Annotated in this window: 15 protein-coding genes and 1 riboswitch; of the genes, 5 read left to right on the top strand and 10 right to left on the bottom strand. The window is 67.0% G+C overall.

Going from position 1 to position 22197, the window contains the following annotated elements; all coding sequences use genetic code 11:
• Positions 1-26: 26 nt before the first annotated feature.
• Both U1700_RS05270 and U1700_RS05275 read right to left on the bottom strand, forming a co-directional pair.
• Positions 27-2657, bottom strand: coding sequence for a sulfotransferase (locus U1700_RS05270; protein ID WP_332750760.1), 2631 nt, complete (start codon positions 2655-2657; stop codon positions 27-29).
• Positions 2658-2736: 79 nt separating this feature from the next.
• Positions 2737-13101 carry an autotransporter outer membrane beta-barrel domain-containing protein gene (locus tag U1700_RS05275; RefSeq protein ID WP_332750762.1) on the bottom strand — a complete coding sequence of 3455 codons (10365 nt, stop codon included), beginning with the start codon at positions 13099-13101 and terminating at the stop codon, positions 2737-2739.
• A 427-nt stretch (positions 13102-13528) separates the two neighbouring features.
• Here U1700_RS05275 and U1700_RS05280 point away from each other — a divergent pair, with 427 nt between their 5' ends.
• Entirely contained in the window at positions 13529-14014 is a 486-nt protein-coding gene (locus U1700_RS05280) for an EF-hand domain-containing protein (protein WP_332750764.1), read from the top strand.
• Positions 14015-14091: 77 nt separating this feature from the next.
• A riboswitch (TPP riboswitch) is annotated at positions 14092-14230 on the top strand.
• 62 nt (positions 14231-14292) lie between these two features.
• Positions 14293-16206, top strand: coding sequence for a phosphomethylpyrimidine synthase ThiC (gene thiC, locus U1700_RS05285; RefSeq protein WP_443025902.1), 1914 nt, complete (start codon positions 14293-14295; stop codon positions 16204-16206).
• A 92-nt stretch (positions 16207-16298) separates the two neighbouring features.
• On the opposite strand, the gene U1700_RS05290 is transcribed toward thiC, so the two are convergent.
• From U1700_RS05290 to U1700_RS05300, 3 genes are all read right to left on the bottom strand, one after another.
• On the bottom strand, positions 16299-16451 hold the full coding sequence (locus tag U1700_RS05290) for a hypothetical protein (RefSeq protein WP_332750767.1): 153 nt from the start codon (positions 16449-16451) through the stop codon (positions 16299-16301).
• Between the two features lie 117 nt (positions 16452-16568).
• A complete protein-coding gene (locus U1700_RS05295; RefSeq protein WP_332750769.1) occupies positions 16569-17018 on the bottom strand; it encodes a YaiI/YqxD family protein in 450 nt (149 codons plus the stop codon).
• Complete coding sequence (locus U1700_RS05300) at positions 17015-17296, bottom strand: DUF427 domain-containing protein (protein WP_332750771.1); 282 nt, start codon at positions 17294-17296, stop codon at positions 17015-17017. The genes U1700_RS05295 and U1700_RS05300 overlap by 4 nt, the downstream gene beginning before the upstream one ends.
• A gap of 104 nt (positions 17297-17400) precedes the next feature.
• Between U1700_RS05300 and U1700_RS05305 the strand changes: the two genes are divergently transcribed.
• On the top strand, positions 17401-18750 hold the full coding sequence (locus U1700_RS05305) for an NAD-dependent succinate-semialdehyde dehydrogenase (protein WP_332750772.1): 1350 nt from the start codon (positions 17401-17403) through the stop codon (positions 18748-18750).
• 80 nt (positions 18751-18830) lie between these two features.
• Here the strand turns inward: U1700_RS05305 and U1700_RS05310 are convergent, their stop codons facing one another.
• A complete protein-coding gene (locus tag U1700_RS05310; protein WP_332750773.1) occupies positions 18831-19145 on the bottom strand; it encodes a hypothetical protein in 315 nt (104 codons plus the stop codon).
• A 150-nt stretch (positions 19146-19295) separates the two neighbouring features.
• Here U1700_RS05310 and U1700_RS05315 point away from each other — a divergent pair, with 150 nt between their 5' ends.
• A complete protein-coding gene (locus U1700_RS05315; RefSeq protein WP_332750775.1) occupies positions 19296-19790 on the top strand; it encodes a GNAT family N-acetyltransferase in 495 nt (164 codons plus the stop codon).
• On the opposite strand, the gene U1700_RS05320 is transcribed toward U1700_RS05315, so the two are convergent.
• The gene (locus U1700_RS05320; RefSeq protein ID WP_332750776.1) at positions 19787-19915 is read right to left on the bottom strand and encodes a hypothetical protein; all 129 of its coding nucleotides are present in this window, start codon (positions 19913-19915) and stop codon (positions 19787-19789) included. The genes U1700_RS05315 and U1700_RS05320 overlap by 4 nt on opposite strands.
• A gap of 87 nt (positions 19916-20002) precedes the next feature.
• On the opposite strand from U1700_RS05320, the gene U1700_RS05325 reads away from it, so the two are divergent.
• A complete protein-coding gene (locus U1700_RS05325) occupies positions 20003-20683 on the top strand; it encodes a hypothetical protein (RefSeq protein WP_332750778.1) in 681 nt (226 codons plus the stop codon).
• Here the strand turns inward: U1700_RS05325 and U1700_RS05330 are convergent.
• From U1700_RS05330 to U1700_RS05340, 3 genes are all read right to left on the bottom strand, one after another.
• Positions 20662-21279, bottom strand: a complete 618-nt coding sequence (locus U1700_RS05330; protein ID WP_332750780.1) for a lysophospholipid acyltransferase family protein — start codon at positions 21277-21279, stop codon at positions 20662-20664. The two genes, U1700_RS05325 and U1700_RS05330, sit on opposite strands and share 22 nt — an antisense overlap.
• Positions 21280-21285: 6 nt before the next feature.
• On the bottom strand, positions 21286-21813 hold the full coding sequence (locus U1700_RS05335) for a peroxiredoxin (RefSeq protein WP_332750781.1): 528 nt from the start codon (positions 21811-21813) through the stop codon (positions 21286-21288).
• A gap of 174 nt (positions 21814-21987) precedes the next feature.
• Positions 21988-22176, bottom strand: a complete 189-nt coding sequence (locus U1700_RS05340; RefSeq protein WP_332750782.1) for a PspC domain-containing protein — start codon at positions 22174-22176, stop codon at positions 21988-21990.
• Positions 22177-22197: the final 21 nt, after the last annotated feature.

A 22197-nucleotide genomic window follows, 5' to 3' on the forward strand; every position in this document is an offset into this window, starting at 1 on the left:
ACGCCTCACGTCCCCGTCGTCCTGCATCAGCCCTTGATCGCCGCGTCGATCGGCTGCGCAATCGCCTGGCTCAGCGGCTTCAATCCCTTGCCATATTTCTTCGACCGCTTGACCGCGCTCGAGTAGATCGGCCGACGGACCTGCGCGACGCTGGCGGTCTTCACCGCGCGCTTGGAATTGTGGAAGTCGAGGCAGGCCGGGTCCCAGTCGAGCCCGATGAACTCGATCAGCCTTCTGGCCTCGCCCTCGGTGTCGGCAACGACCTGTTCATAGTCGACCGTGGTCATCACACCCGCCGGAAGCACCGCCCCCCAATGCGCCATCAGCGCCTGATATTGCGCATAATAGCGCCCCAGTTCGCCCAGATCATAACTGTGCGGCATGTCGTCCTTGAACAACTTGGTGAAGGCCGACAGGCAGGTGTCGACCGGGTCGCGCCGCGTGTGGATGATCCGCGCATTGGGCAGGATCAGGTGGATCAGCCCGACAAAGAAGAAGTTGGTCAGCAGCTTGTCGCTGATCCGCGCGATGGTCGCCCCCGCCGCCGCCTGCGGCCCGCTGCCCGCCGCCATGCCGGTGGTCACGTGGCCGAGGTAATTGTCGGCGATCATCATCAATTGCGCGGGTAGCGCCTTGTCGAGCATCGCCGGGAATTTGGGCAGCATCGGGAATCGATCGCGCAAGCTGCCCATCGCCCGGCTGAGATATTTGACCTCCCCCGCGCCATGGACCGCGGCATGGCTCGAGAGGATTTGCTCGACAAGCGTCGATCCCGACCGCGGCATGCCGACAATGAACAAGGGCCGGTCGTCGGGATTACCCGCCAATCCGCGCGCGCGCCACGCGTCGAAGATGCCGACCGGGAATGCGTCCTTGATCGCGCTGAAGAAGGCCCGATTCTCGCCCTCGTCATAGCTCAGCGTGGCGCGCTTCATCCGCCCGCCGACGATATAATGGTCGAGCGCGGCGGCATGTTGCCCACGATCCTCGAGCACCTTGGCATAGGCGTAATGGAGCGGGAGATATTTATCGTGCCCCGGATCCTCGGCTGCGGTCAAGATCGCCTCGATCCGCTCGCCCAGCGCGGGCTCCTTGGCAAAATCGACGAGGTCGTTCAGGTTGGCATAGGCGCCGTACATCTTGTCGTTCAAATCGAGCGCGGCGAGGATGTGGCCGCGGGCCTCTTCGAGCCGCCCGGTCGACTTCAAGGCAATGCCGAGGAAGTTGCGCGCATCGGCATGGTCGGGCTTGCGCGCGACGGCGGCCTCTAGGCAGGTCACCGCTTCGTCGAAGCGATCGGTTTCGTGGAGCAACTGGCCAAGCGCGACATAGGCGTCGGCGTTGTCGCGGTCGTCGGCAATGACCATCCGTGCGGCCTGTTCGGCGGCGTCGTAGCTGCCGCGCTTGCACTGGATGCGCGACGTGATCAGCAACGTCTGGGCATGGCGCGGGGCAAAGGCGAGCGCCTCGCCAAGCACGCGCAATGCATCGACCTCGCGCCCTTGCGAGAAGAGCAGGTTGGCGAGATTGTCATGCGCCTCGACATAGCGCGGGTGCAGCGCAATCGCCTTCTTGAGGGCGTGTTCGGCCTCGTCGGGCTTGCCGTCCTGGTGGAGCAAGGTGCCGAGGTTGTTATAGGCCTCGGCATAATCCTCGCGCGCCATCAGCGCATCCTGATAAGCCGCCGACGCGCCGTCATTGTCGCCCGCCAGGCGGAGCGCATTGCCGAGATTGTTGAGCGCCTCGGCCATTGCCGGGCTGGCGTCGAGCGCGCGGCGGTAGAGCGCGATCGCGGCGTCATAATCCTTGCGCTCATAATGGACGATGCCGAGGTTGTTGAGCGCCTGGGCATTGGCCGGGTCGCGCGACACGGCGGCGGTCAGTGCAGCCTCGGCTTCCTCGAGCTGCTCGCGCTGGCGGAGGATTTCGCCGAGATTGGCGAGGTAGGACGCCGCGTTGGGCGCCAGCCGCACGGCGCGCTTGATCGCCGCGACGGCTTCCTTCGATCGGCCCAGCGCATGGAGCGTGACGCCGAGGATGTTGTGCCCGTCGGCGTGATTGGGGCGCGCCGCGATCAGCTGGCGGCAGACGCGCTCGGCCTGGTCGAAGCGACCGAGCGAATAAAGCCGTCCGGCCATGTCGATCGCCTTGGCGGGAGGCACGCTGACCTGGCCGTCCTGCGCCTTGGCGATGGCGCCATCGATGCTGTTGCCCGCGCCCGCGACGAGAGCGCCCGCGCTGGCCCCGGGGGCGGGGCGAAGCTGGCGCGAGGCAGCGGGCATTGCGCCCGGCGCGGCGCTGGTTGCGGTGCGCGCGTCGCGGGTCGGCAGGCTGGCGGTCGGCGGCGCAGGATCCCCGGTATCGGAAACGGCCGGTGCCGCGGGGCGCGGATCCATCGTGGAAGGGGTGATCATGGCCTGTGTCGCCGACGCAGCAGGGTCCGCGGCAAGCATCGCGCCGGCATCCGCCGATGGGGACGAGCCCGGGCCGCGCTCAAGGCCGCCATCGGCAGTGAAGGCGCCCGCCCGATCACTGATTGCCCGATCGCTGGGTGCCCGATCAGCGTTACAATCGATGGTCATGGTCGCGCCATGATCGGTCGCGGCGGACCGGCGGGCGGCGGGAGCAAGTGTGTCGGTAGAATTGCGCTTGGTCATGACGAGAACCTTTCCCCTTCAGGTTGGCGTCGACGGGAGGCGTGGGTCTCGCCCCCCGTCGAACCTCGTCAATCTGTTCCTATCGGCGCCCTCCGCCCAGCGGCAGAACGATCCGGAATGAACCGACATGATCGGTCTGGCGGCCCGCGAAGACTCCTTCGTATCCGATCCGGACATCGACCGCGCCGACCCGCCCACCAAGGCTCAGGCCAACCAGCGCCGCGTCGCGCTTTTCTTCCTGGCTGACGATGCGGAAGCTGGTCGCATCGCCAAGGAAGGCGGCGTCGATCGCCGATCGCGTCGCGCCGAAGCGATGCCGCCAGCCCAGCGTGAGCTCGGGGACGAACCCGCCGCCAAGCTGGGTCGCGAACTTGAGCCCGCCGGTCAGCGTCTTGCGATGTTCCTTGCCCGACACGGTCAGGTTCGCCGCGGGCATCCCGGTCTCGGTGAACGCCTTGAGCCTGGTCTCGGTCCAGTCGAGATCGGCATAAGGCGTCAGCACCGACGATCCCATCCCGAAGCGCGCGCCGGCGTGGATCCCGAAGCTGGTCATGGTCGCATCGGGGCTGCCCGTCACCATGCCATGGATCGTCCCGCCGAGCGGGCGGAAGTCGATCGTCCGATCGGACTTGCCGTCGAGCTTGGCCCAGGTCCCCAGCGCCTTGATGTAGAAGGGCCCTGGATCATAGACGAGGGTGCCCCCGACCTGCAGCCCGTCGCCCTTCACATGGCTGCCGTCGTGGCCGCCCAGCCGGTTCGTGATCTTGCCGATGCTCGCCCCGATCAGTGCCGATCCGCCGATCAGCGCGTCGACCCCGACGGTCCCGCTCCACTGGTCTGCATCATAGGTCGACGCCAGCGTGTCGCCCTTCGACGCATGGTTGCCATAGGACGCCTGGCCCCACAGCCTGACGCCTTCGCGGCGGCAGGTCAGTGCGCTGTCGCGGCCGATCCAGCCGGGGCAGTCGCTGGCCTGGGCCAGCAGCCGGTTGCTGCGCTCGCCGAGTGATCGGAACGACTGGAGATAGGAGGCGTAGGTCGCTCCCGTCAGCTGGTCGAGCGCGGCGGCATAATTGCCGGTCGGGATGGCGAACAGGTCGGTGAACAGCGCGATTTGGGCCGGGCTGGCATTGGGCCCGTAGAGTTGCTCGAGCCCGCCACCCGCCGCGGCCTGGTTGACCGTCAGCCCCGGGACCGCGCCGAACGCGACCCGGGCGATCGAGAGGTCGACGTTGTTGGCATTGTCGTACAGGCACTGGAGATTGAGCAGCGCGGTGTTGGCGACCCCTTCAATGCGGCAGGTGTTGAACGTCCCCGTGCGGGTCGTCGCATCGATCACATTGTCGAAGAAATAATTGTTCGCATAGAGGCCGTTCTGGCTGTTCGGGCGGACCACCAATGCCCCCGCCAGCGTCGCCGTGTTGGCAGTGATATGCGGGTAGGCGGACTGCGCCTGCGCCGCGATCGACCAGCTCGGCAACTGGACTGCCAGCGTTCCCGTCGGGGTGACGGTGAAGCTGTCGACATTGACCACCGCGGGGCCGTCGTAGCTCGGGTTGTTATGCGGTTGGTCGACGAGGAACAGCGTGCCCCCTGCATCGATCGCCAGCGACCCGTTGAGCAGGCCGTCGGCATTGATCTTGCCGTCGAATGTCGTCTGGCTGCCCGCGACGCTGCCCGGGCCGACAGTGATCGTATCCCCCGCCGCCACATTGATGTCGCCATAGATTGACCCATTGCCCAGCAGGTTGATCACCGCGGCATTGGGCGTATCACGGGTCGAGATCGCGGTGCCATGTTGCCACGTCGCGCCATTGTCCTGGCTTTGCCTCACCCGGATCGCCCCGCCATTGTTGATGATCGTGACGAGGTCGGCGGGGTTGGTCGAGGTGCCCGAGCTGTAGATCATGATGCCATTGGCCGAGACATCCCCGCCATTGGCGGTGACTGCGTCGACGTTGAGCGTGCCGCTGTTGGTCAGCGTCATATTGTTCGACGCCGAGACCGCGAACACCCCGGTCGCGCTCGCCGAACTGGCCGTCCCGCCATTTGCTTTGGCCGAGACATTGATCGTCCCGCTGTTGCTGAACGTCCCGCCAAGCGCCTGCTGAGAGCCATAGATGCCGAGGATCCCCAACCCCGAGGCATAGGCCGTCGCACTATTGTCGGCGACGGCAGTCGCCGCGACGGTGATACGGTTGCTGTTGCTGATCGCGACGTCAAAGGCATCGCCGCGGGCGAAATAGCCGCCGGCATAGGCCGAGGCATCGGCCATTCCGCTGCCGGTGATGTGCGCCGTCGCATTGGCGACGACATCGACCGTACCCGAGTTGGTGAAGGTTGCTACCGGCACCGTCCCATACACCGTCTGGACGATCCCCGTCGCCGAGGCATTGGCATTGGCGGCGGTCGCGCCATTGGCAACGGCGGTGTCGGTGACGACGATCGCTCCGTTGTTGACCAGCGTTGCCGATGATCCGCTGGAATATTGGCGGATCGCCGGGTCGACATAGGCGTAGGCGTTCGCGGCCCCGGTCGACACTGCATTGGCGCTGGCGATGAAGGTCAGCGACCCCGAATTGGCGATGCTGACCGAGGCCTCGCCAGTCCCGCCGGTAATCTGCGCATATTGAGAAATGCCGGTCGAAACGCTGGCATAGGCACTGGCCAGGGTGGCACCGTTGGCGTTGGCCATCGCCGAGACGCGGATCGCGCCGGCATTGGTCAGGCTGGCGGTGGCATCGCCGTCACCGGCATAGACCCCTTGGCGCAGGGCATCACTGAGATAGGCGTAAGCGTCGGCCGCCCCGCTGGTCGCAGCGGCATCGGCCAGCGCGGCAACGCTGATCGTTCCAGTCGAGCTGTTGCTGAGCGACGCGCTGGCCGCTCCCGCCGGACTGTTGGCATATTGCGCAATCCCGCTTTCGATTGTCGCCGACGCCGACGCGGCGGTCCCGCTCGCCAGTGCCGCCGCGCGGATCGTCAGCGCAGCCGAGTTGGTCAGCATGTCCGACGCCACCCCATTGGCGGCATAGGTCGACTGGGAAATGCCTTCGTAAACCGATGCCGAGGCGCTCGCCGGACCATCGCTGGCCTTGGCCGAGGCATCGGCAATCATCGACAACGCCGCCGAGTTGGTGACGCTCGCGGTGGCATTGCCCGCGTCCGAATAGGCATATTGCGAGATGGCATATTCGACGCTGGCCTGCGCATTTGCCGCAGTGCCGGTCGCCGCCGCCAGCGCCTGGACCGTCAAGGGCCCGTTGTTGGTGACCGACACCGAGGCGTCGCCCACCGCCGCGTAGGCATATTGATAGAGGGCGTCGTAATTGGTGGCATAGGCCGTGGCAGCGCCGCCGACCGCGACCGCATTCGCCGAGGCGTCGAACAACATCGTTCCGCTGTTGGTCAGCAGGGCGCTCGCCGTGCCGTCATAGGCCGTGGCACGCTGATCGATCCCGCTCTCGATCGACGCGCTGGCCGAGGCGGCCCCGGCTGTGGCCTGGGCCGTGGCAAGGGCGGCCATGGTGAGGCTGCCGCTCGAGGTGAGGGCAACGCTGGCATCGCCGACATTGCTCTGGGCATCTTGGGAGACCCCCGAATAGATTGTCGCCGAGGCACTGGCCGCAGCCCCGGTGGCAACCGCCATCGCGCGGATCAGCATCGTCCCGCTATTGGTCAGGTCGACGCTCGCATTGCCGACATCGGCGAACGCAGATTGAGCGATCGCGCTCGACAGCGAGCCGCTCGCGCTGGCGAAGGTGCCGCCCTTGGCATGAGCGTCGGCGGCGATCGTCAGCGTCCCGGCATTGGTCAGCGAGACGGTGGCATTGCCGCCATTCGCACTGGCCGACTGGCTGATCCCCGTGTCGATTTCGGCACTGGCGTCGGCCCGGCCCATCGTGGCCGTCGCGGCTGCTAGCGCGGCAATCGTCATCACCCCGCTCGACGCGTTGGTCAGGCTAGCGCTGGCGTCGTTGCCTGCGCCCGCGGCATGCGCCTGTTGCGAAATTCCTGTCGACACGCTGGCGCTGGCATAGGCATTGTTGCCCGCCGCACTGGCATTGGCAACGATCGACAAGGGACCGCTGTTGGTCAGCGACACGCTCGCCGGCCCTGCCGTCGCATCGGCGCTCTGCACCACCGCCTGGCTGATCGATGCATAGGCATTGGCATTGCCGCCGGGTGCCGCGCTCGACTGGCCACCCGCTAGCGCCCGGGCCGAGGCGTCGGTGCGGACCACCAGCGTTCCGGCATTGGCTAACGCCACGCTCGCCGCGCCCCCCGAACTGCGCGCGCCCTGGTCGATGCCGCTCTCCATCAAGGCGTCGGCATAGGCACAGTTGGCGCCCGTTGCCGAGGCGTCGGCGGTCAGCCGGATCACCCCGGTCGAGGCGTTGGCGATGCTGGCCGATGCATCCCCGCTCGGGATCGTCACCGGGGTCGACCCGCCGACCACCACCGAGCTTGCGACCGCATGCTGCTCGACCAGGTTATAGAGATAGGCACGGGCATAGCCCGACGTGCCATCCCCCGAGCTGCGCGACTGAACGATCAGCGAGCCACTATTGTCGAGGCTGGCCGTCGCATCGCCGCCGAAGCGGGCGCTGGCCTGCTGCGACACCGCCGTATCGACGACGGCATAGCCTTGGCCGGCAGCGTTGGTCGCAAAGCCCATGGCATAGGCGTCGATCAGGATCGACCCGGCATTGGACATCAGCGTAGCGGCATCGCCCCGGGCCCGCGCCGACTGAACCAGCGCGTCCGAGATATAGGCGTTGGCCGGGCCATGGCTCGACTGGCCGCGCGCGTCGGCGCTTGCGCTCAGCACGATTGCCCCGGTCGAGGCATTGGCCAGGTGGGCAGTCGCGGCCCCGCTGGTCGCGCTGGTCGTCGTCCCCTGGCCCGACGCATGCTGGTCGATCCCGCCATAAATATCGGCATAGGCATGGGCGTGGGTGCCGTCGGCAATCCCCACCGCCAAGAGCGTCAGCGTGGCGCTGTTGGTCAGGTCGGCCAGCGCATCGCCACCGGCGACGGCCACCGCCTGCTGATCAATCGCGTCGTTGATTTGGCCCCGCCCGTTGGCATAGCCGTCACCCGTCGCCGAACCCATCGCCGACACCAGCAGCGATCCGCTGTTGGCGATCGTCGCGCTCGCATCGCTCCCGCCATTGCCCGTTGCAATCTGGCGGACGGCCTGGTCGACCTGGGCATATCCGTAGGCGCCCGAAGAACTGGCTGCATAGCCCGCGGCATGCGCCATGATGTCCAGTTCACCGCTATTGCTCAGCATTGCCGCGGCCGTGCCGCCGGTCGCGATCGCGCTCTGGTACACGCCGCGATAGACGGTCGCATCGGCGTTGGCCGATCCCGAGGTCGCGATGGCATTCGCCTGCGCCGCAATCATCAGCGTCCCGCCGTTGGTCAGCGTCGCGCTGGCCGGACCGTCGCCCGCTTCCGCCGTTTGAGTGACGGCATAATTGTTGGTCGCCCGCGCGTCTGCCGCCGATCCCTCGGCGGTTGCGTCGGCAAGGATCGTCAGCGTCCCCGCATTGCTTAGCGACGCTTCGGCCGCGCCGGTCGTTGCCGTCGCGGTCTGGGATACTGCCGAGCCAACCAGGGCACTTGCCTGCGCCCGCCCGTTAGCGGTTGCCTCGGCCAGCGCGCGGATCGTGAGCATCCCGCCGTTGCTGATGTCCGCGGCCGCGTCGCCACCCAGTGTCGCATAAGCCAACTGGTACAGCCCATAAGAAAGGTTCGCATCGGCATTGGCATTGCCGTTGCCGGCATCGGCCGCAGCGCTCGCGGTAATGGTCAAGGCGGCGGCGTTGGTCAGCGCGGCCGTGGCGGCGTTGCCGACCGCAGTCGCCGTCTGGTCGACCCCGTCCGACAATGTTGCGATAGCGTTGGCATTGCCGGAGTGCGCCACTGCGTCGGCCTGCGCCGCCAGGCTCAGCGTGCCCGCGCTGTTGGTCAGCGTGGCCAGGGCCACTCCCGACGGACCCTCGCCCGTGCCAAAAGCACTCGCAATCTGCTCGATCCCAAATTCAAGCACCGCTGTCGCATCGGCGATAGCGCCCTCGGCGGAGGCCGACGACAATGCCGCCAGCGTGCCTGAATTGGCCAGCGACACCGTGACGTCGCCGCCATGGCTGCTCGCCGATTGCGAGACCGCGACATGCAGCAGCGCCGAGGCCGCCGCGTTCATATCCGCCAGCGCCACTGCGCGCGCATCCATCGTCATCGTGCCGCTGTTCACAAGCGTGATCGTCGCGTCGCCCGCGCCGTTGGTCGAAGCGCTTTGGTCGATGCCATATTTCATCGTCGCGGTCGCCGCCGCGTTCCCGGCGGTGTCGACGCTGTTGTGCGCCGTGGCGAGCGCGTCGGCGAGGACCGACAGCGTCGCGGCATTGGTCAGCGAAATGCTTGCCGTGCCATTGTCTGAATAGGCCGATTGCGAGACGGCGTAATTGTTGAGCGCATGGGCATTGGCATCATACAGGATCGCGTCGGCGCTGGCCTGCGCAGTGACGTCGAGGGTGCCGGCACTGTTGGTCAGCACGACGGCGGCATTGCCCGACGGGATGATCCCCGAGCCATAGGCATATGCGCTTTGCGCGATTCCGGTGTCGACCGTCGCGGTGGCATTGGCGCTGTTGCCAGTGGCCGAGGACAGCGCCTCGACGGTCAGCGTGCCCGAATTGGCCAGCGTCGCCGCGGCGTCGCCAGTCCCATAGACGACCGCGCTCTGGCTGATCGCGCTCTGCACCCGGGCGATCGCCTCGGCGAAATCGAGTGCATCCGCCTGGGCACTCGCAACCGCGATCATGCCCCCGCTGTTATCGATCGCGACGGTCGCCCCGACCCCGCTGGCATATTGATCGATCGCGTCGGTCAGATGGGCGCCGGCATGCGCATTGCCCGTTTCGGCGCGCCCGACGCTCGAAGCCGTGGCTTCGGCAACGGTGACCAATGTCCCGCCATTGACGAGCGATGCCGACGCCGTGTCGCTGGCGCTGTAGGCATTTTGCGCGACCAGATTGCTGGCGTCGGCATTGCCTGTCGCTGTGCCCTGGTCGGCAACGGCATTGCCAAACGCGCCGATGCCAAGGAATCCGGTCGAGTTGGTCAGCAACGCGCTGGCCAGCCCCGACGGTACTTCACTGGTATAGGCGTTGACCGTCTGGCTGATCGCGCTCACCGCCGAGGCGGCGGCATAGGCGCCGGCCCCGCGCGCGGTCGCGTCGGCGCTGATGAACAAGCCCGCGCTGTTGGTCAGCGAGGCGCTGGCATCACCCCCGCCAGAGGCTGTCGCCGACTCATAGACTCCGCCCGATACGGTCGCGACCGCATTGGCGAAATGATCGCTTTCGGCGAGCGCGCTGGCCCGGATGGTGAAGGTCCCGCTGTTGGCAATGACCGCCGAAGCCGCGCCGCCGCGATCGGCAAAGGCATCCTGCGAGACGCCATATTCGACCGAGGCCGCGGCATTGGCAGCGCCGCCGTTGAGGCCCTCGCTGCGCGCATCGGCGTGGGCATCGGCGCTTAGGGTGAGGTTGCCGGCATTGGTGATCGACGCCAGCGCCGCGCCGCCATCGGACGTGGCATATTGCGAAATGGCTTCATACACCGACGCCGTGGCAGCGGCCGCCTGCCCCGAGGCGATTGCTTCGGCGGTCGCGCCGATGCCGATCGATCCGGTTGAGGTGAGGTCAATAGCCGCAGTCGCATTCTGCGCCGCGCCTGCACTGGTCCGCGAGGCCGTCGCATTCTGGTCGATGCCATAATCATTGTCGGCACTGGCAACCGCCGTAAGCCCCGTCGCCTGCGCCATCGCGTCGATCGTCAGCGCGCCGCTGGTCGTCAGCGAGGCCAGCGCATTGCCGTTCTGCGCATTGGCGTTCTGCGAGAGTCCGCCCGAAACGCTGGCGGTCGCGGCGGCACGGCCATTGTTGGCCAGCGCCGATGCGGTTGCGGTCAGCGACAGGGCCGCACTGTTGGCGATCAGCGCCGACGCATCGCCGCCGCCATAGGCGCTTGCTGATTGGCCGATCGCATCGCTCAGCGAGGCGCTGGCTGTTGCATTGCCGACGTCGGCCCGCGCGACGGCGAGAAGCCCGACCGACAAGGGCCCGCTATTGGTCAGCGCGGCGACGGCGTTGCCGCCATGAGCTGTCGCTTCCTGCGAGATGGCATAGGATCCGCTGGCATAGGCCCGGGCATTGCCGGCCAGTGCGTGCGCGTTCGCGCCAAGCGCCATCGTCAGCGACCCGCTGTTGACGATCGCGGCCGTGGCGTCGCCACCTACGCCCGCGACGGCATTCGCGCTGGCGGTCTGGCTGATGCCCGTTTCCATCGATGCCGACGCGTAGGCGCCCGTCCCGCCGGTCGCATTGGCCTGTGCGCTCCATGCCATCGTCCCGCCGTTGGTCAGCGTGGCCGACGCATTTCCACCGGTGGCATAGGCTTCCTGGTTAAAAATGTCGGAGAGCGAGGCCGAGGCGCTGGCGTAACCTGCAGCATTGGCCGTCGCCAGCCCCGCCAGCGTCACCATTCCGCTGTTGGTGAAGGTCGCGACCGCATCCCCGGCCGAAGCACTGGCATATTGGTCGAACGCCGAATCGATAGCGGCCTCGGCGCGCGCCCCGCCAAGCGAGTTGGTCGCGGTGGCGATTGCACTGCTAGTCAGCGTGGCGCTGTTGCTGATCGTCGCCGAAGCGCCGGCAGCGCCACTGTCATTCTGGTCGATCAGGTCCGATGCCAGCGCATAGGCCACTGCCGACGGGCCTTCGCCAAGCCCCGCCGCGATTGCCGTCGCGGCCGCATCGAAGGTCAGCGTGCCGCTGTTGTTGACCGACGAATCGGCCCGTCCGCTGCCACTGGCGAAGGCGCTCTGGTCAATCGCCGTGTCGATCGATCCGACCGCATTGGCATAGGACCCGCTGGCGATTGCGGCGGCGTCGAACGCCAGCGTGCCGGCGTTGGTGAGCGTGTTGGCGGCATCACCCGCACCGCTGGCGGTCGCGGTTTGCGAGATGCCCGTGTAGACAATCGCATTGGCAATCGCCGACAGCGGGCCGCTCGCAGTGGCCGACACGTCGATCGACAGGTCGCCGCTGTTCGACAGGGCGGTCAGCGCGTCGCCATCGATGGCGTCGGCGATCTGGTATAGCCCCTCGAACCGCGCGCTGGCATTGGCAAAGCCACTGGTCGCGGCCGCCCCGGCATGGACGGCAAAATCCATGGACCCGGCGTTGGTGACCGTCGCGGTCGCGCCTCCGGTGCCGCCGTTGACGTCCTGGATGATCGCTGACCGGATCATCGCGTCGGCGCTGGCCCCCTGGCCGTCGGCACTGGCGCTCGCGCTCGCGCTCAGTGCAAGCGCGGCATTGGCAGCATTGGCAACGGTAGCGCTGGCGGTGGTTGCCCCCGTCGCCGACTGGTTGATCGAGCGGATGAGCGTCGCCGCGGCGACGCCAGACAGGCCAGCATTGGAATCGGCGGTCGCCCGGATCGAGGCATCGCCGCTGTTGAGGATATCGTCGGTCGCGGTCGTGCCACTGGCCTGCTGGTCGATAGCGTTGAACAGGCCGGACAAAGCGTTGGCATTGCCCCCGCCATCGGCGAGCGTGATCGATACGAGGTCGAGGCTGCCCGAGTTGGACAACATAGTGCCCGCAGTCGTGCCGCTGGCCTGCTGGAGGATCAGCTGGCTCGCCGAGGCATGAGCATTGGCCGTCCCGCTGGCCCCCGCCTGGGCCCCGGCGCCGCTGGTCAGCGATCCGGCATTGGCCAGGGTGACGCCGCCGCTCATCCCGCCCAGCGCCTGTTGATCAAGCACCTGCGCGACATTGGCATTGGCGGTCGCATTGCCGCTGCCAAATGCTTGCGCGACGCCGGTGACGGCGAGGTCGCCGGGGTTGGCGATCGCCGCGCTGATCACGCCCGCGCCCGATGCATATTGATAGAGGCCGTCGAACAGGGTGGCGTTGGCTACGGCCGATCCCGCCGTCGCGCTTCCAATCGGGGTGGCGACTGCCAGCGCATGGGCTTCGACCATGTCGCTGCCCAGATTGACCATCGCCAGGTCGGCATTACCGTTGGGCAGGATCCCCGTGGCGATCCCGACCTGGATATTCTGGCCGGTCGGGACTGAATTGACCGTGGCGTTGACCGTGCCTGTACCGACCTGGTTATCCCCGCTCGCCGACGTGCCCGCAATGTTGCTGATCAGGACGACGTCGGTGACATTGGGCGCGATCATGACGCTGGCCGTTCCCGGCACCGTTTGCGCCTCGAGCGGAGCCGACATCCCGACCGCGACCAGCGACACGCCCGTCATGAACAAGGCAGTGCGACCATGACGCCCCCGACCGGTGACGATGTCACTGCCGGACGACATGCGGTTGCTCTGGACGTCGGTGCGGATGCTGTTGGTCATGTCGAACCCCTGTGTTCTCGCGGCCGGTAAGCACCGCGCTGTGGACGCTCGCGACGCCTCCCGTCCGGGCACGACTGTTCGTTCGCCCAGACCAGTGGTCACGGACGTCGGACATTCGGCACCCAGCCCGGTTCGGGCGGTGTCACTTGATGCGTGCTGGTTATGGGGGTCGGGTTACGAACACAATCGGACCGGGTCCGGAACTTGCTCCAGTTTAACAGGCAATTTCAGCAAGAGCCGACTGCAATACCCGCGCGCTGTCTTGAGGCGGTACAGGCAAGGCTGGACCACCAAAACGGTTCCATCTTCTCCCCCATCTGGATCGCAAGAGGGCATGAAGGGGCGAAGGGCACTCCGCCGCAGCGGTGGCCTCGCCCGGCTTGCTCGGCCTCGCGCTGTTCCAGCGACCTTCGACAGGAGTATATTGATGACCAACCTGACCCTCGCGCTTGGCGCACTTGCCCTCGTCACTGCGCCCTCGATCCCGGCCAGCCCGGCGCGCACCGCCCCGGCAGCGGTCACCCGTGCCGCCTTTGTCGCGCGGATCGACAACAGCTATCGCGCGCTCGACACCAACCATGACGGGGTCGTCACCGCCGACGAGATTGCCGCCGGCGAAACCCGCGCCCGCGCCGCCACCGAAGCCGCCTTGCTCGCCCGCCGCCGCGAGGCATTCGCCCGGCTCGACGCCAACCATGACGGCAAGCTCAGCCAGGCCGAGTTCGACGCCGCAGTGGCCGCGATGCCGCGCCCCGCCGCCGCCGATCCTGCCGCGATCGTCGCCGGGCTCGACAGCGACCATGACCGCAAGCTCAGCCTCGCCGAGTTTCGCGCCCGCGCCCTCACCCGCTTTGACCGCGCCGACAGGAATCGCGACGGGGTGGTCACCCCCGACGAGGAACGCGCGCGCTAGGGCGACGTTGGCGTGGGACAGGTTAGGCTGTCCCCGCTGGTTCGCGCTGGACCGACTCCGCGCGACCGCCTATCACACGCTCATCCCCGGGGAGCCGTGCTTGCCTGAATTTTGTAGGCAAGCATCAAAAACGGCTGAGAGGGGCGGTGCAAATCCGCCCGACCCGCTGAACCTGATCCCGTTAGCGCGGGCGTAGGAAGTGGGCGAGCAAGCGGTCCGTCGCGACCCGAATGCGCTCCATCCTCCGTCCGGTGGCGGGACGACTGGAGCGTGACGACATGGCCGACCTCGACCCCAAGATCAGCCGCAGCGGCGGTGCCCTCCCCGAAACAAATGCTGGCGCGCCCGTCGTCACCACCGGCCCGATCCGCGGCAGCCGCAAGCATCATGTCAGTCCGCCCAATAACCCGGACATGCGCGTCGCCATGCGCCAGGTCGTGCTCGAAGCCTCGTCGGGCGAGCCCCCCGTCACCCTCTACGACACGTCGGGCCCCTACACCGACCCCGCCGTCACGATCGACATCAACGCCGGCCTCGCCGAGCTTCGTCGCGACTGGATCCGCGCGCGGGGGGACGTGGAAGAAGTCGTCGCCCGCGAGACTCGCCCCGAGGATAATGGCCAGCTCGGCCCCGATCGCTCGGGCGGGGTCGCGCCCTTCCCGAATGTCCGCCGCCGCGTCCTCCGCGCCAAGGCCGGCCACAACGTCAGCCAGATGGCCTATGCCCGTCGCGGGATAATCACCGCCGAAATGGAGTATGTCGCCCACCGCGAGAATCTCGGCCGCGACGCCGCGATGAAGACCATCCGCGACGGCGAGAGCTTCGGCGCCGCCATCCCCGATTTCGTCACCCCCGAATTCGTCCGCGACGAGGTCGCCCGCGGCCGCGCGATCATCCCCAACAACATCAACCACCCTGAATCCGAACCAATGGCGATCGGCCGCAACTTCCTCGTCAAGATCAACGCCAACATCGGCAACTCGGCGGTCGCGTCAGACGTCGCGGCCGAAGTCGACAAGATGGTGTGGTCGATCCGCTGGGGCGCCGACACCGTCATGGACCTGTCGACCGGGCGCAACATCCACGACACGCGCGAGTGGATCATCCGCAACTCGCCCGTGCCGATCGGCACCGTCCCCATCTACCAGGCGCTCGAAAAGGTCGGCGGGGTCGCCGAAGACCTCAACTGGGAAATCTTCCGCGACACGCTGATCGAGCAGGCCGAGCAGGGGGTCGACTATTTCACCATCCACGCCGGGGTCCGCCTGCCGTTCGTGCCGATGGCCGCCAAGCGGGTCACCGGCATCGTCAGCCGCGGCGGATCGATCATGGCCAAATGGTGCCTCGCTCACCACCGCGAGAGCTTCCTCTACGAGCGGTTCGACGAGATCACCGAGATCATGAAGGCCTATGACGTCGCCTACAGCCTCGGCGACGGGCTTCGCCCCGGAAGCATCGCCGACGCCAATGACGAGGCGCAGTTTGCCGAGCTCTACACACTGGGCGAGCTGACCAAGCGCGCCTGGGCGCAGGACGTCCAGGTCATGATCGAGGGCCCCGGCCATGTCCCGATGCACAAGATCAAGGAGAATATGGACAAGCAGCTCGAGGTCTGCGGCGAAGCGCCCTTCTATACGCTCGGGCCGCTGACGACCGACATCGCGCCCGGCTATGACCATATCACCAGCGGCATCGGCGCGGCGATGATCGGCTGGTACGGCACCGCGATGCTTTGCTACGTCACCCCCAAGGAACATCTCGGCCTGCCCGACCGCGACGACGTCAAGGTCGGGGTCGTGACCTACAAGCTCGCCGCCCACGCCGCCGACCTCGCCAAGGGCCACCCCGCCGCCCGCCTGCGCGACGACGCCTTGTCCCGCGCTCGCTTCGAATTCCGCTGGCGTGACCAGTTCCACCTGTCGCTCGATCCCGACACCGCCGAGAACTACCACGACCAGACCTTGCCGGCGGAAGGCGCGAAAACCGCCCACTTCTGCTCGATGTGCGGCCCCAAATTCTGCTCGATGAAGATCAGCCAGGAAGTCCGCGACTTCGCCGCCAAGCAGAACGCCCCCCTTGAGCAGAGCATCGCGGTCGAGGAAGCTGAAGCCGGCATGGCCCGGATGAGCGAAGTCTTCCGCGAGACCGGCAGCGAACTCTACATGGGCGCAGGCGACCGCGAGCACGACTGAACCCTTCCCCTTCAGGCGCGGGGACGACAACTGCCCCGCGCCCCTTCCCCCGCCGCCGCTTCCGGCGCAGAGTCGCCCGGCGCACCCGTCGGCTAGCGCGTCAACGCACCGAAGATCCACACCGCCGACAACAGGCCAACCGCCAGCGTCAGTGAAATCCCCAGCACCCAGCGCACGATATGCGGCCGCTCACCGCCACTCGCTTCCTGCTCGCTCAGATGAACCTCGTCGCCAATGCGTTCCATGGCCAGTCCTCTCGTGTGGGATGGGGAGGATAGGCTCCTTCGGAGGAGTTGGCCATCAGGGGTCGAAGCGGCGGATACCGGGCGGGCAGGATCCCGGCGGACGCAAACACGCCCCCCTCACCCCCTTGCAGCCTGCACCAGCGCCTCATCCAGCGCCTGCAAAAACCGCGACCGGTCCGCCTTCCCGAACGGCGTCGCCCCGCCGATCACATCGCCGCCAACCCGCAAATCCGCCATGATTGCCCGCATCGCCACGGCGCTGCCGATCGACCCTGCGGTGAACGGCTTGCCATGGTGACCGATGACCTGCGCCCCCGCCGTCAGGCAGCGTTCGGCGAGCAAAATATCCCCCGTCACCACCACGTCGCCCGGCCCCGCCGTCTCGGCGATCCAGTCGTCCGCCGCGTCGAAGGCGTCCGACACCACCACCCGTTCGACCAGCGCATGATCGGGCACCCGCAGCCGCGCATTGCTGACCACCTTGACCGCCACGCCGCGCCGATACGCCACCCGATACACTTCGTCCTTGACCGGGCAGGCATCGGCATCGACCAGGATCCGGCTCACCCGACGACGACGCCCTTCCAGAAGGCGATCCGCCCCTTGATCTGGGCGGCGGCGTCCTTGGGCTCGGGGTAATACCACGCCGCGTCGCGGTTCTCCTGCCCGTCGACGATCAGCGAATGATAATGAGCGGTTCCCTTCCACGGGCAGCCGCTGGTCGTCGCGCTCGGGCGCAGCAGCGCGGCGTCGACCGAGTCCGCCGGGAAATAATGATTGCCCTCGACCACCACTGTCGCGTCACTGTCGGCAATCACTCGCCCGTTCCATCGTGCCTGAACCATGTCGCTCTCCTTCGTGCCCAATCGGCCTACCGCCAATCGCCCTAACTCAAGGAACGGCCCCCGCGCACCCCGCGTTCCGCCGTCACCCAATAGAAAGCACAGCCATGCTCCGCTCGACCAACCCCGCCACTGGCGAGATCATTGCCGATCACCCCGCGCTGACCACCCCCGGCCTCGAGGCCAAGGTCGCCAAGGCCGCCGCCACCTGGGCGCAATGGCGCTCCTCCCCGGTCGAAACTCGCACCGCCTTGCTGTCCGCCATCGCCGACCAGTTCGACGCCCATGCCGAGCGCCTCGCCGCCATGGCCACCGCCGAAATGGGCAAGACCCTCGTCGCCGCCCGCGCCGAAGTCGCCAAATGCGCCGCCGCTTTCCGCTATTATGCGCAGGAAGGCCCCGCCCTCCTCGCCCCGCGCCCCATCGAAGGCACCAAGGCCACCGTCCACTACCGCCCGCTCGGCCCCATTCTCGCCGTCATGCCGTGGAACTTCCCTTATTGGCAGGTCGTCCGCTTCATGGCGCCGACCATCCTCGCGGGCAATGTCGGGCTGCTCAAGCACGCCAGCCTCGTCCAGGGCTGCGGCCAGCTGCTCGAGGAAATGGCGATCTCCGCCGGCGCCCCCGACGGCCTGTTCCAGAACCTCGCGATCAAGTCCGACGCCGTCGCCGGTCTTATCGCCGACCCGCGCATCGCCGCCGTCACCCTCACCGGCAGCGAGGGCGCTGGCCGCTCGGTCGCCACCGCAGCAGGCGCCGCGCTCAAGAAGGTCGTGCTCGAACTTGGCGGATCGGACCCGTTCATCGTCATGCCCTCGGCCGATCTCGACGCCGCCGTCGCTGCGGCCGTCACGGGCCGGGTCCAGAACAATGGCCAGTCGTGCGTCTGCGCCAAGCGGATGATCGTCCACGCCGACATCTACGACGCCTTCGCCGACCGCTTCACCGCCGCAATGCTCGCCGTCACGCTGGGCGACCCGACCGACCCGGCCAACGTCATGGGCCCGCTGTCGAGCATCGAGCAGCGCGACACGCTGATGGCGCAATTGGCCGAGGCCAGGGCGGCGGGCGCGACCCTCGTCGGCGGCGAACTCGTCGGAGGGAAAGGAGCCTACGTTACCGCCGGAGTCATCACCGACCTTCCGCGCGACAGCGCGCTGGCGAGGGAAGAATTGTTCGGCCCCGTCGCCATGCTGTTCCGCGCCGCCGACCTCGACGACGCCATCGCCATCGCCAACGACATCCCGTTCGGCCTCGGCTCGTCGGTGTGGACCACCGACCCCGCCGACCAGGCCCGCTTCATCGCCGACCTTGAAGCCGGCATGATCGCCGTCAACCAGGTGCTCGCCTCCACCCCCCAAGCCCCCTTCGGCGGCATCAAGACATCGGGCCACGGGCGCGAGCTCGGCGAGTGGGGGCTGCGGGAGTTCATGAACGTGAAGGCAGTGATGGGGTAGGGGGGCGCTTGTCTACTGAGTTCAACCAGTAACCGAGCTGAAGACTTTGTTTAAGCCAATATGCCCGAGCGAGGAAGGCGCTAGGTCTTGAGAGAGGGCTTAACTTTTAAAGTGGCGCCCTTCTTTGCGGCAACTCCCTCAAAGAGCTTCATTCGGAAACGATCCACGGCGGCGTCAATTTCGCGATAACGCACTCGCTGTTCGCGCTCTTCTTCAACGGCGAGCAGGTCGGCGAGCAGCGCTTTTTCGACGAGCGGCTGACCATGTTCCTGCTGCGCACGCGCGATCCGGCGCGGTTCGGCGAAGGGCCCGAGCGCGATCAGCCCGCCGTCCACCGCGACTCCATCGGCATTTCGCTCGGCCGTTCGCTCCACGCCGTCGTCGCGGCGGCGCATGATTTCGATCCCGATCCGCCTCAGGCCACCCCTCCGCCGCCCTCGCGCAGCACGAGAGAGAAGTAGTGCGAACTTCGTGAACTTCCGATCTTCGCCACCACCGCAATCACGGCCATTGTCGCGCCGGCCTGCCTCCGCCATGTTCGCGACATGACCAGCCTTTCGATCGTCGACTATGATCCCGCCCTCGCGGCCCATTTCCACGACATCAACATCGAGTGGATCGAGGAGATGTTCGTCGTCGAGCCACATGACCGCGCGGTGCTGACCGATCCGCAGGGCCACATCATCGACCCCGGCGGGCTCATCCTGTTCGTCGCCCATGACGGCGCGATCATCGGCACCGCGGCGCTGATGAAGGCCGAACCGGGGGTCTATGAACTGACCAAGATGGGGGTTCGCCCGGCGGTGCGCGGGCTGAAGGCGGGCGAGTTTCTGCTGCGTCAGATGATCGCCCGGGCCGAAGCCAAGCCCGACCTCGACACGCTGTTTCTGCTGACCCACTCGGCGGCCGAGGCGGCGATCCACCTCTACGAGAAGGTCGGTTTCACCCATGATGCCGACATCATCGCCCGCTATGGCGCCACCTATGATCGCTGCAATGTCGCGATGCGCTACCCGCTGGAAAAGGCCGAGCGGGCCTAATTCTTCAGATTATCCAAGCCTTTGACGACCCCGGTCTTGGTCGACGGATTGGCGGCGATGGTCTTCTTCTTCTCCGCCTTGGGCTTGCGGGTTTCCTTGTTCGACTTTGCCTGTCCCTTGGCCATGCTCGCTCTCCCTGAAGTGGTGAATTAAGCGCATCCTACCCGCAACTTCGCGCTTCGCCACTCGCTTTCTTCGACGGGAGAAACATCATGCCGTTCGCACCCTGGACCGATTATGTCGACGTCCCCCTGCTCCGCGACACGGGCTCGGGCGCCTACACCTACACCACCGACCATATGGCGCTCGACGCCGACGGCTCGCTCTTCGCCTATCACCCCGACAACAGGGGCCGCGACGATCTGGGGTTCGCCAGCTGGCCGTCGGGGGATGAGGACTGGCGCTGGATCCTGGTCGCCGATCCCGCCGATCCGTTGCGCCCCTGGATCCAGCGCCACGGCCCCGCGGCGGGCTATTTCCTCTCGATGACCACGCTGCGCAATCCGTTCGGGGACGCGACCGATCCCGCCAGTTACGTCGACAGCGAGGCGATCCCCTACCTCGTCTTCCCCGCCAACTTCCTGGCGATCGAGGGCGTCGGCGGGTTCGGCGATGTTGCGATGGCGCGCAGCCTGGCGACCGGCAAACAGGCCTGGGCGGTGGTCGCCGACCAAGGCCCCGCGCCGCATCCGCTCGGCGAAGTCTCGCTGGCATTGTGCGAGGCGCTTGGCGGCGTTCACCCCAACCCGCGCGATGGCCAGGGCATTCCGCCCGGCCCCTTTCAATATATAGTCTTTCCGAATTCGCGGCTCGATCCGCCCTGGCCCCAGTGCGCCACCGCGCTAGAGGCCAAAGCGAGGACCCTGTTCGCTCAGGCCGGTGGCTGGCCGTGAAGCCCGCTGCCATCGGGGAACAGCACCCGCTCGGGATGTCTGGGCCTGAGCGTCTTGAAGAAGGCCCAGGCGGGTTTCATGTCGGCCTCATAATCTCCGGTAGGCACAATCGTCGGCCCGAAGATCCCGACCTTGCGCTCATAATCCGGCCCGGCACAGACGATCGGCACCCCCGCCGCCTGCGCAATCCGATAGTAACCGGTCCGCCACCGCGTGGTCGGATCGCGCGTTCCTTCGGCCGCGATGATCAGCGCAAACTCGTCATTCACGGCAAATTGCGCCGCCATCTGATCGACCATGTCGCCCGGCGCAGACCGGTCGACTGGCACCCCGCCCAGCCCGCGCATGAAGCCGCCCATCGGCCAGCGGAACAGGCTGTCCTTGCCAATGAAGCGCGGCCGCACCCCTGCCGCCTCGACCGTGCCGAGGAATACCAGGAAATCCCAGTTGCTGGTATGCGGCGCGCCCATCAGGACGAACTTGCGCGCCGGCGGGAGGCTACCCTCGATCGTCCAGCCGGCACGCCGGTACCAGCCGAGCATCGCGGCGCGGACCGCCCGGGCGACGGGCGAGAGGCGGGGCGATGCGTCGGGCATAGGCGACTAGCGCTTGAGCGCCTGCACCGCCGCCAGCGACTTCGCGACATGATCCTTCCAGCTCATGTCCGAATGAACCATCATGATCTGGCCATCCTTGGCGATGACATAGCTGGTGCGGTTGGTCATGCTGACCATCGGCAGCTTGACGTCATAGGCCTTGATCGTCGCCTTGCTGGCGCTCGCCACGGGGAAGCTGTTGCGGCACTCGGTGACCGAGAATTTCTGCAAGGTGGGAAGGTCGTCGGCGCTCATCCCGATGACTTGCGCGCCGGCCTTCTTGAATGCCGCGCTGGCGTCGCTGAAGGCATGCGCCTCGGCGGTGCAGCCCGACGTGAACGCCTTGGGGAAGAAGTAAAGCACCACTGGCCCCTTCTTGAGCTGGTCGGCCAGGTGGAGCTTGAACGGCTTGCCGGCAATTGCGCCAGTCGTCTCGAAATCGGGCGCCTTGGCCCCGACCTTGAGCGCGGCGGTGGCGGGGGCGGCGAGCCCGATCGTGGCGGCAAGGGTGCAGGCAAGCAGGATCGGGCGCATCGTCGGTCTCCAAATGGTCGAAGGCCGACGCTAGGCCGATGCGGGATGAAGCGAAAGCCGCTTCCTGCAACCAGCCTCGTGCTCGCGGGCGTTTGCTGCCGACGACCGCTAGCGCTCGCGGACGTTTGTTGCCGACGACCGCTAGCGCTCGCGGACGTTTGTTGCCGACGACCGCTAGCGCTCGTCGGTCGCCAACCATCCGGTCAATATGTAGAGCAGGATGGCGACCGGGCCGGTCACCAGCGTCGCGATGATGAAGCCCAGGCGGACGGCCAGGACATCGATCCCGGTCCAGTCGGCAAGACCTGCGGCGACACCCATCACCTTAGCCTTGGCGCGGTTGAGGGCAAAACGTCCGTTCATGTTTTTTATCCTCGAAAAGGA

The sequence above is a fragment of the Sphingomonas sp. RB1R13 genome (genome assembly GCF_036663775.1).
Lineage (GTDB): Bacteria > Pseudomonadota > Alphaproteobacteria > Sphingomonadales > Sphingomonadaceae > Sphingomicrobium.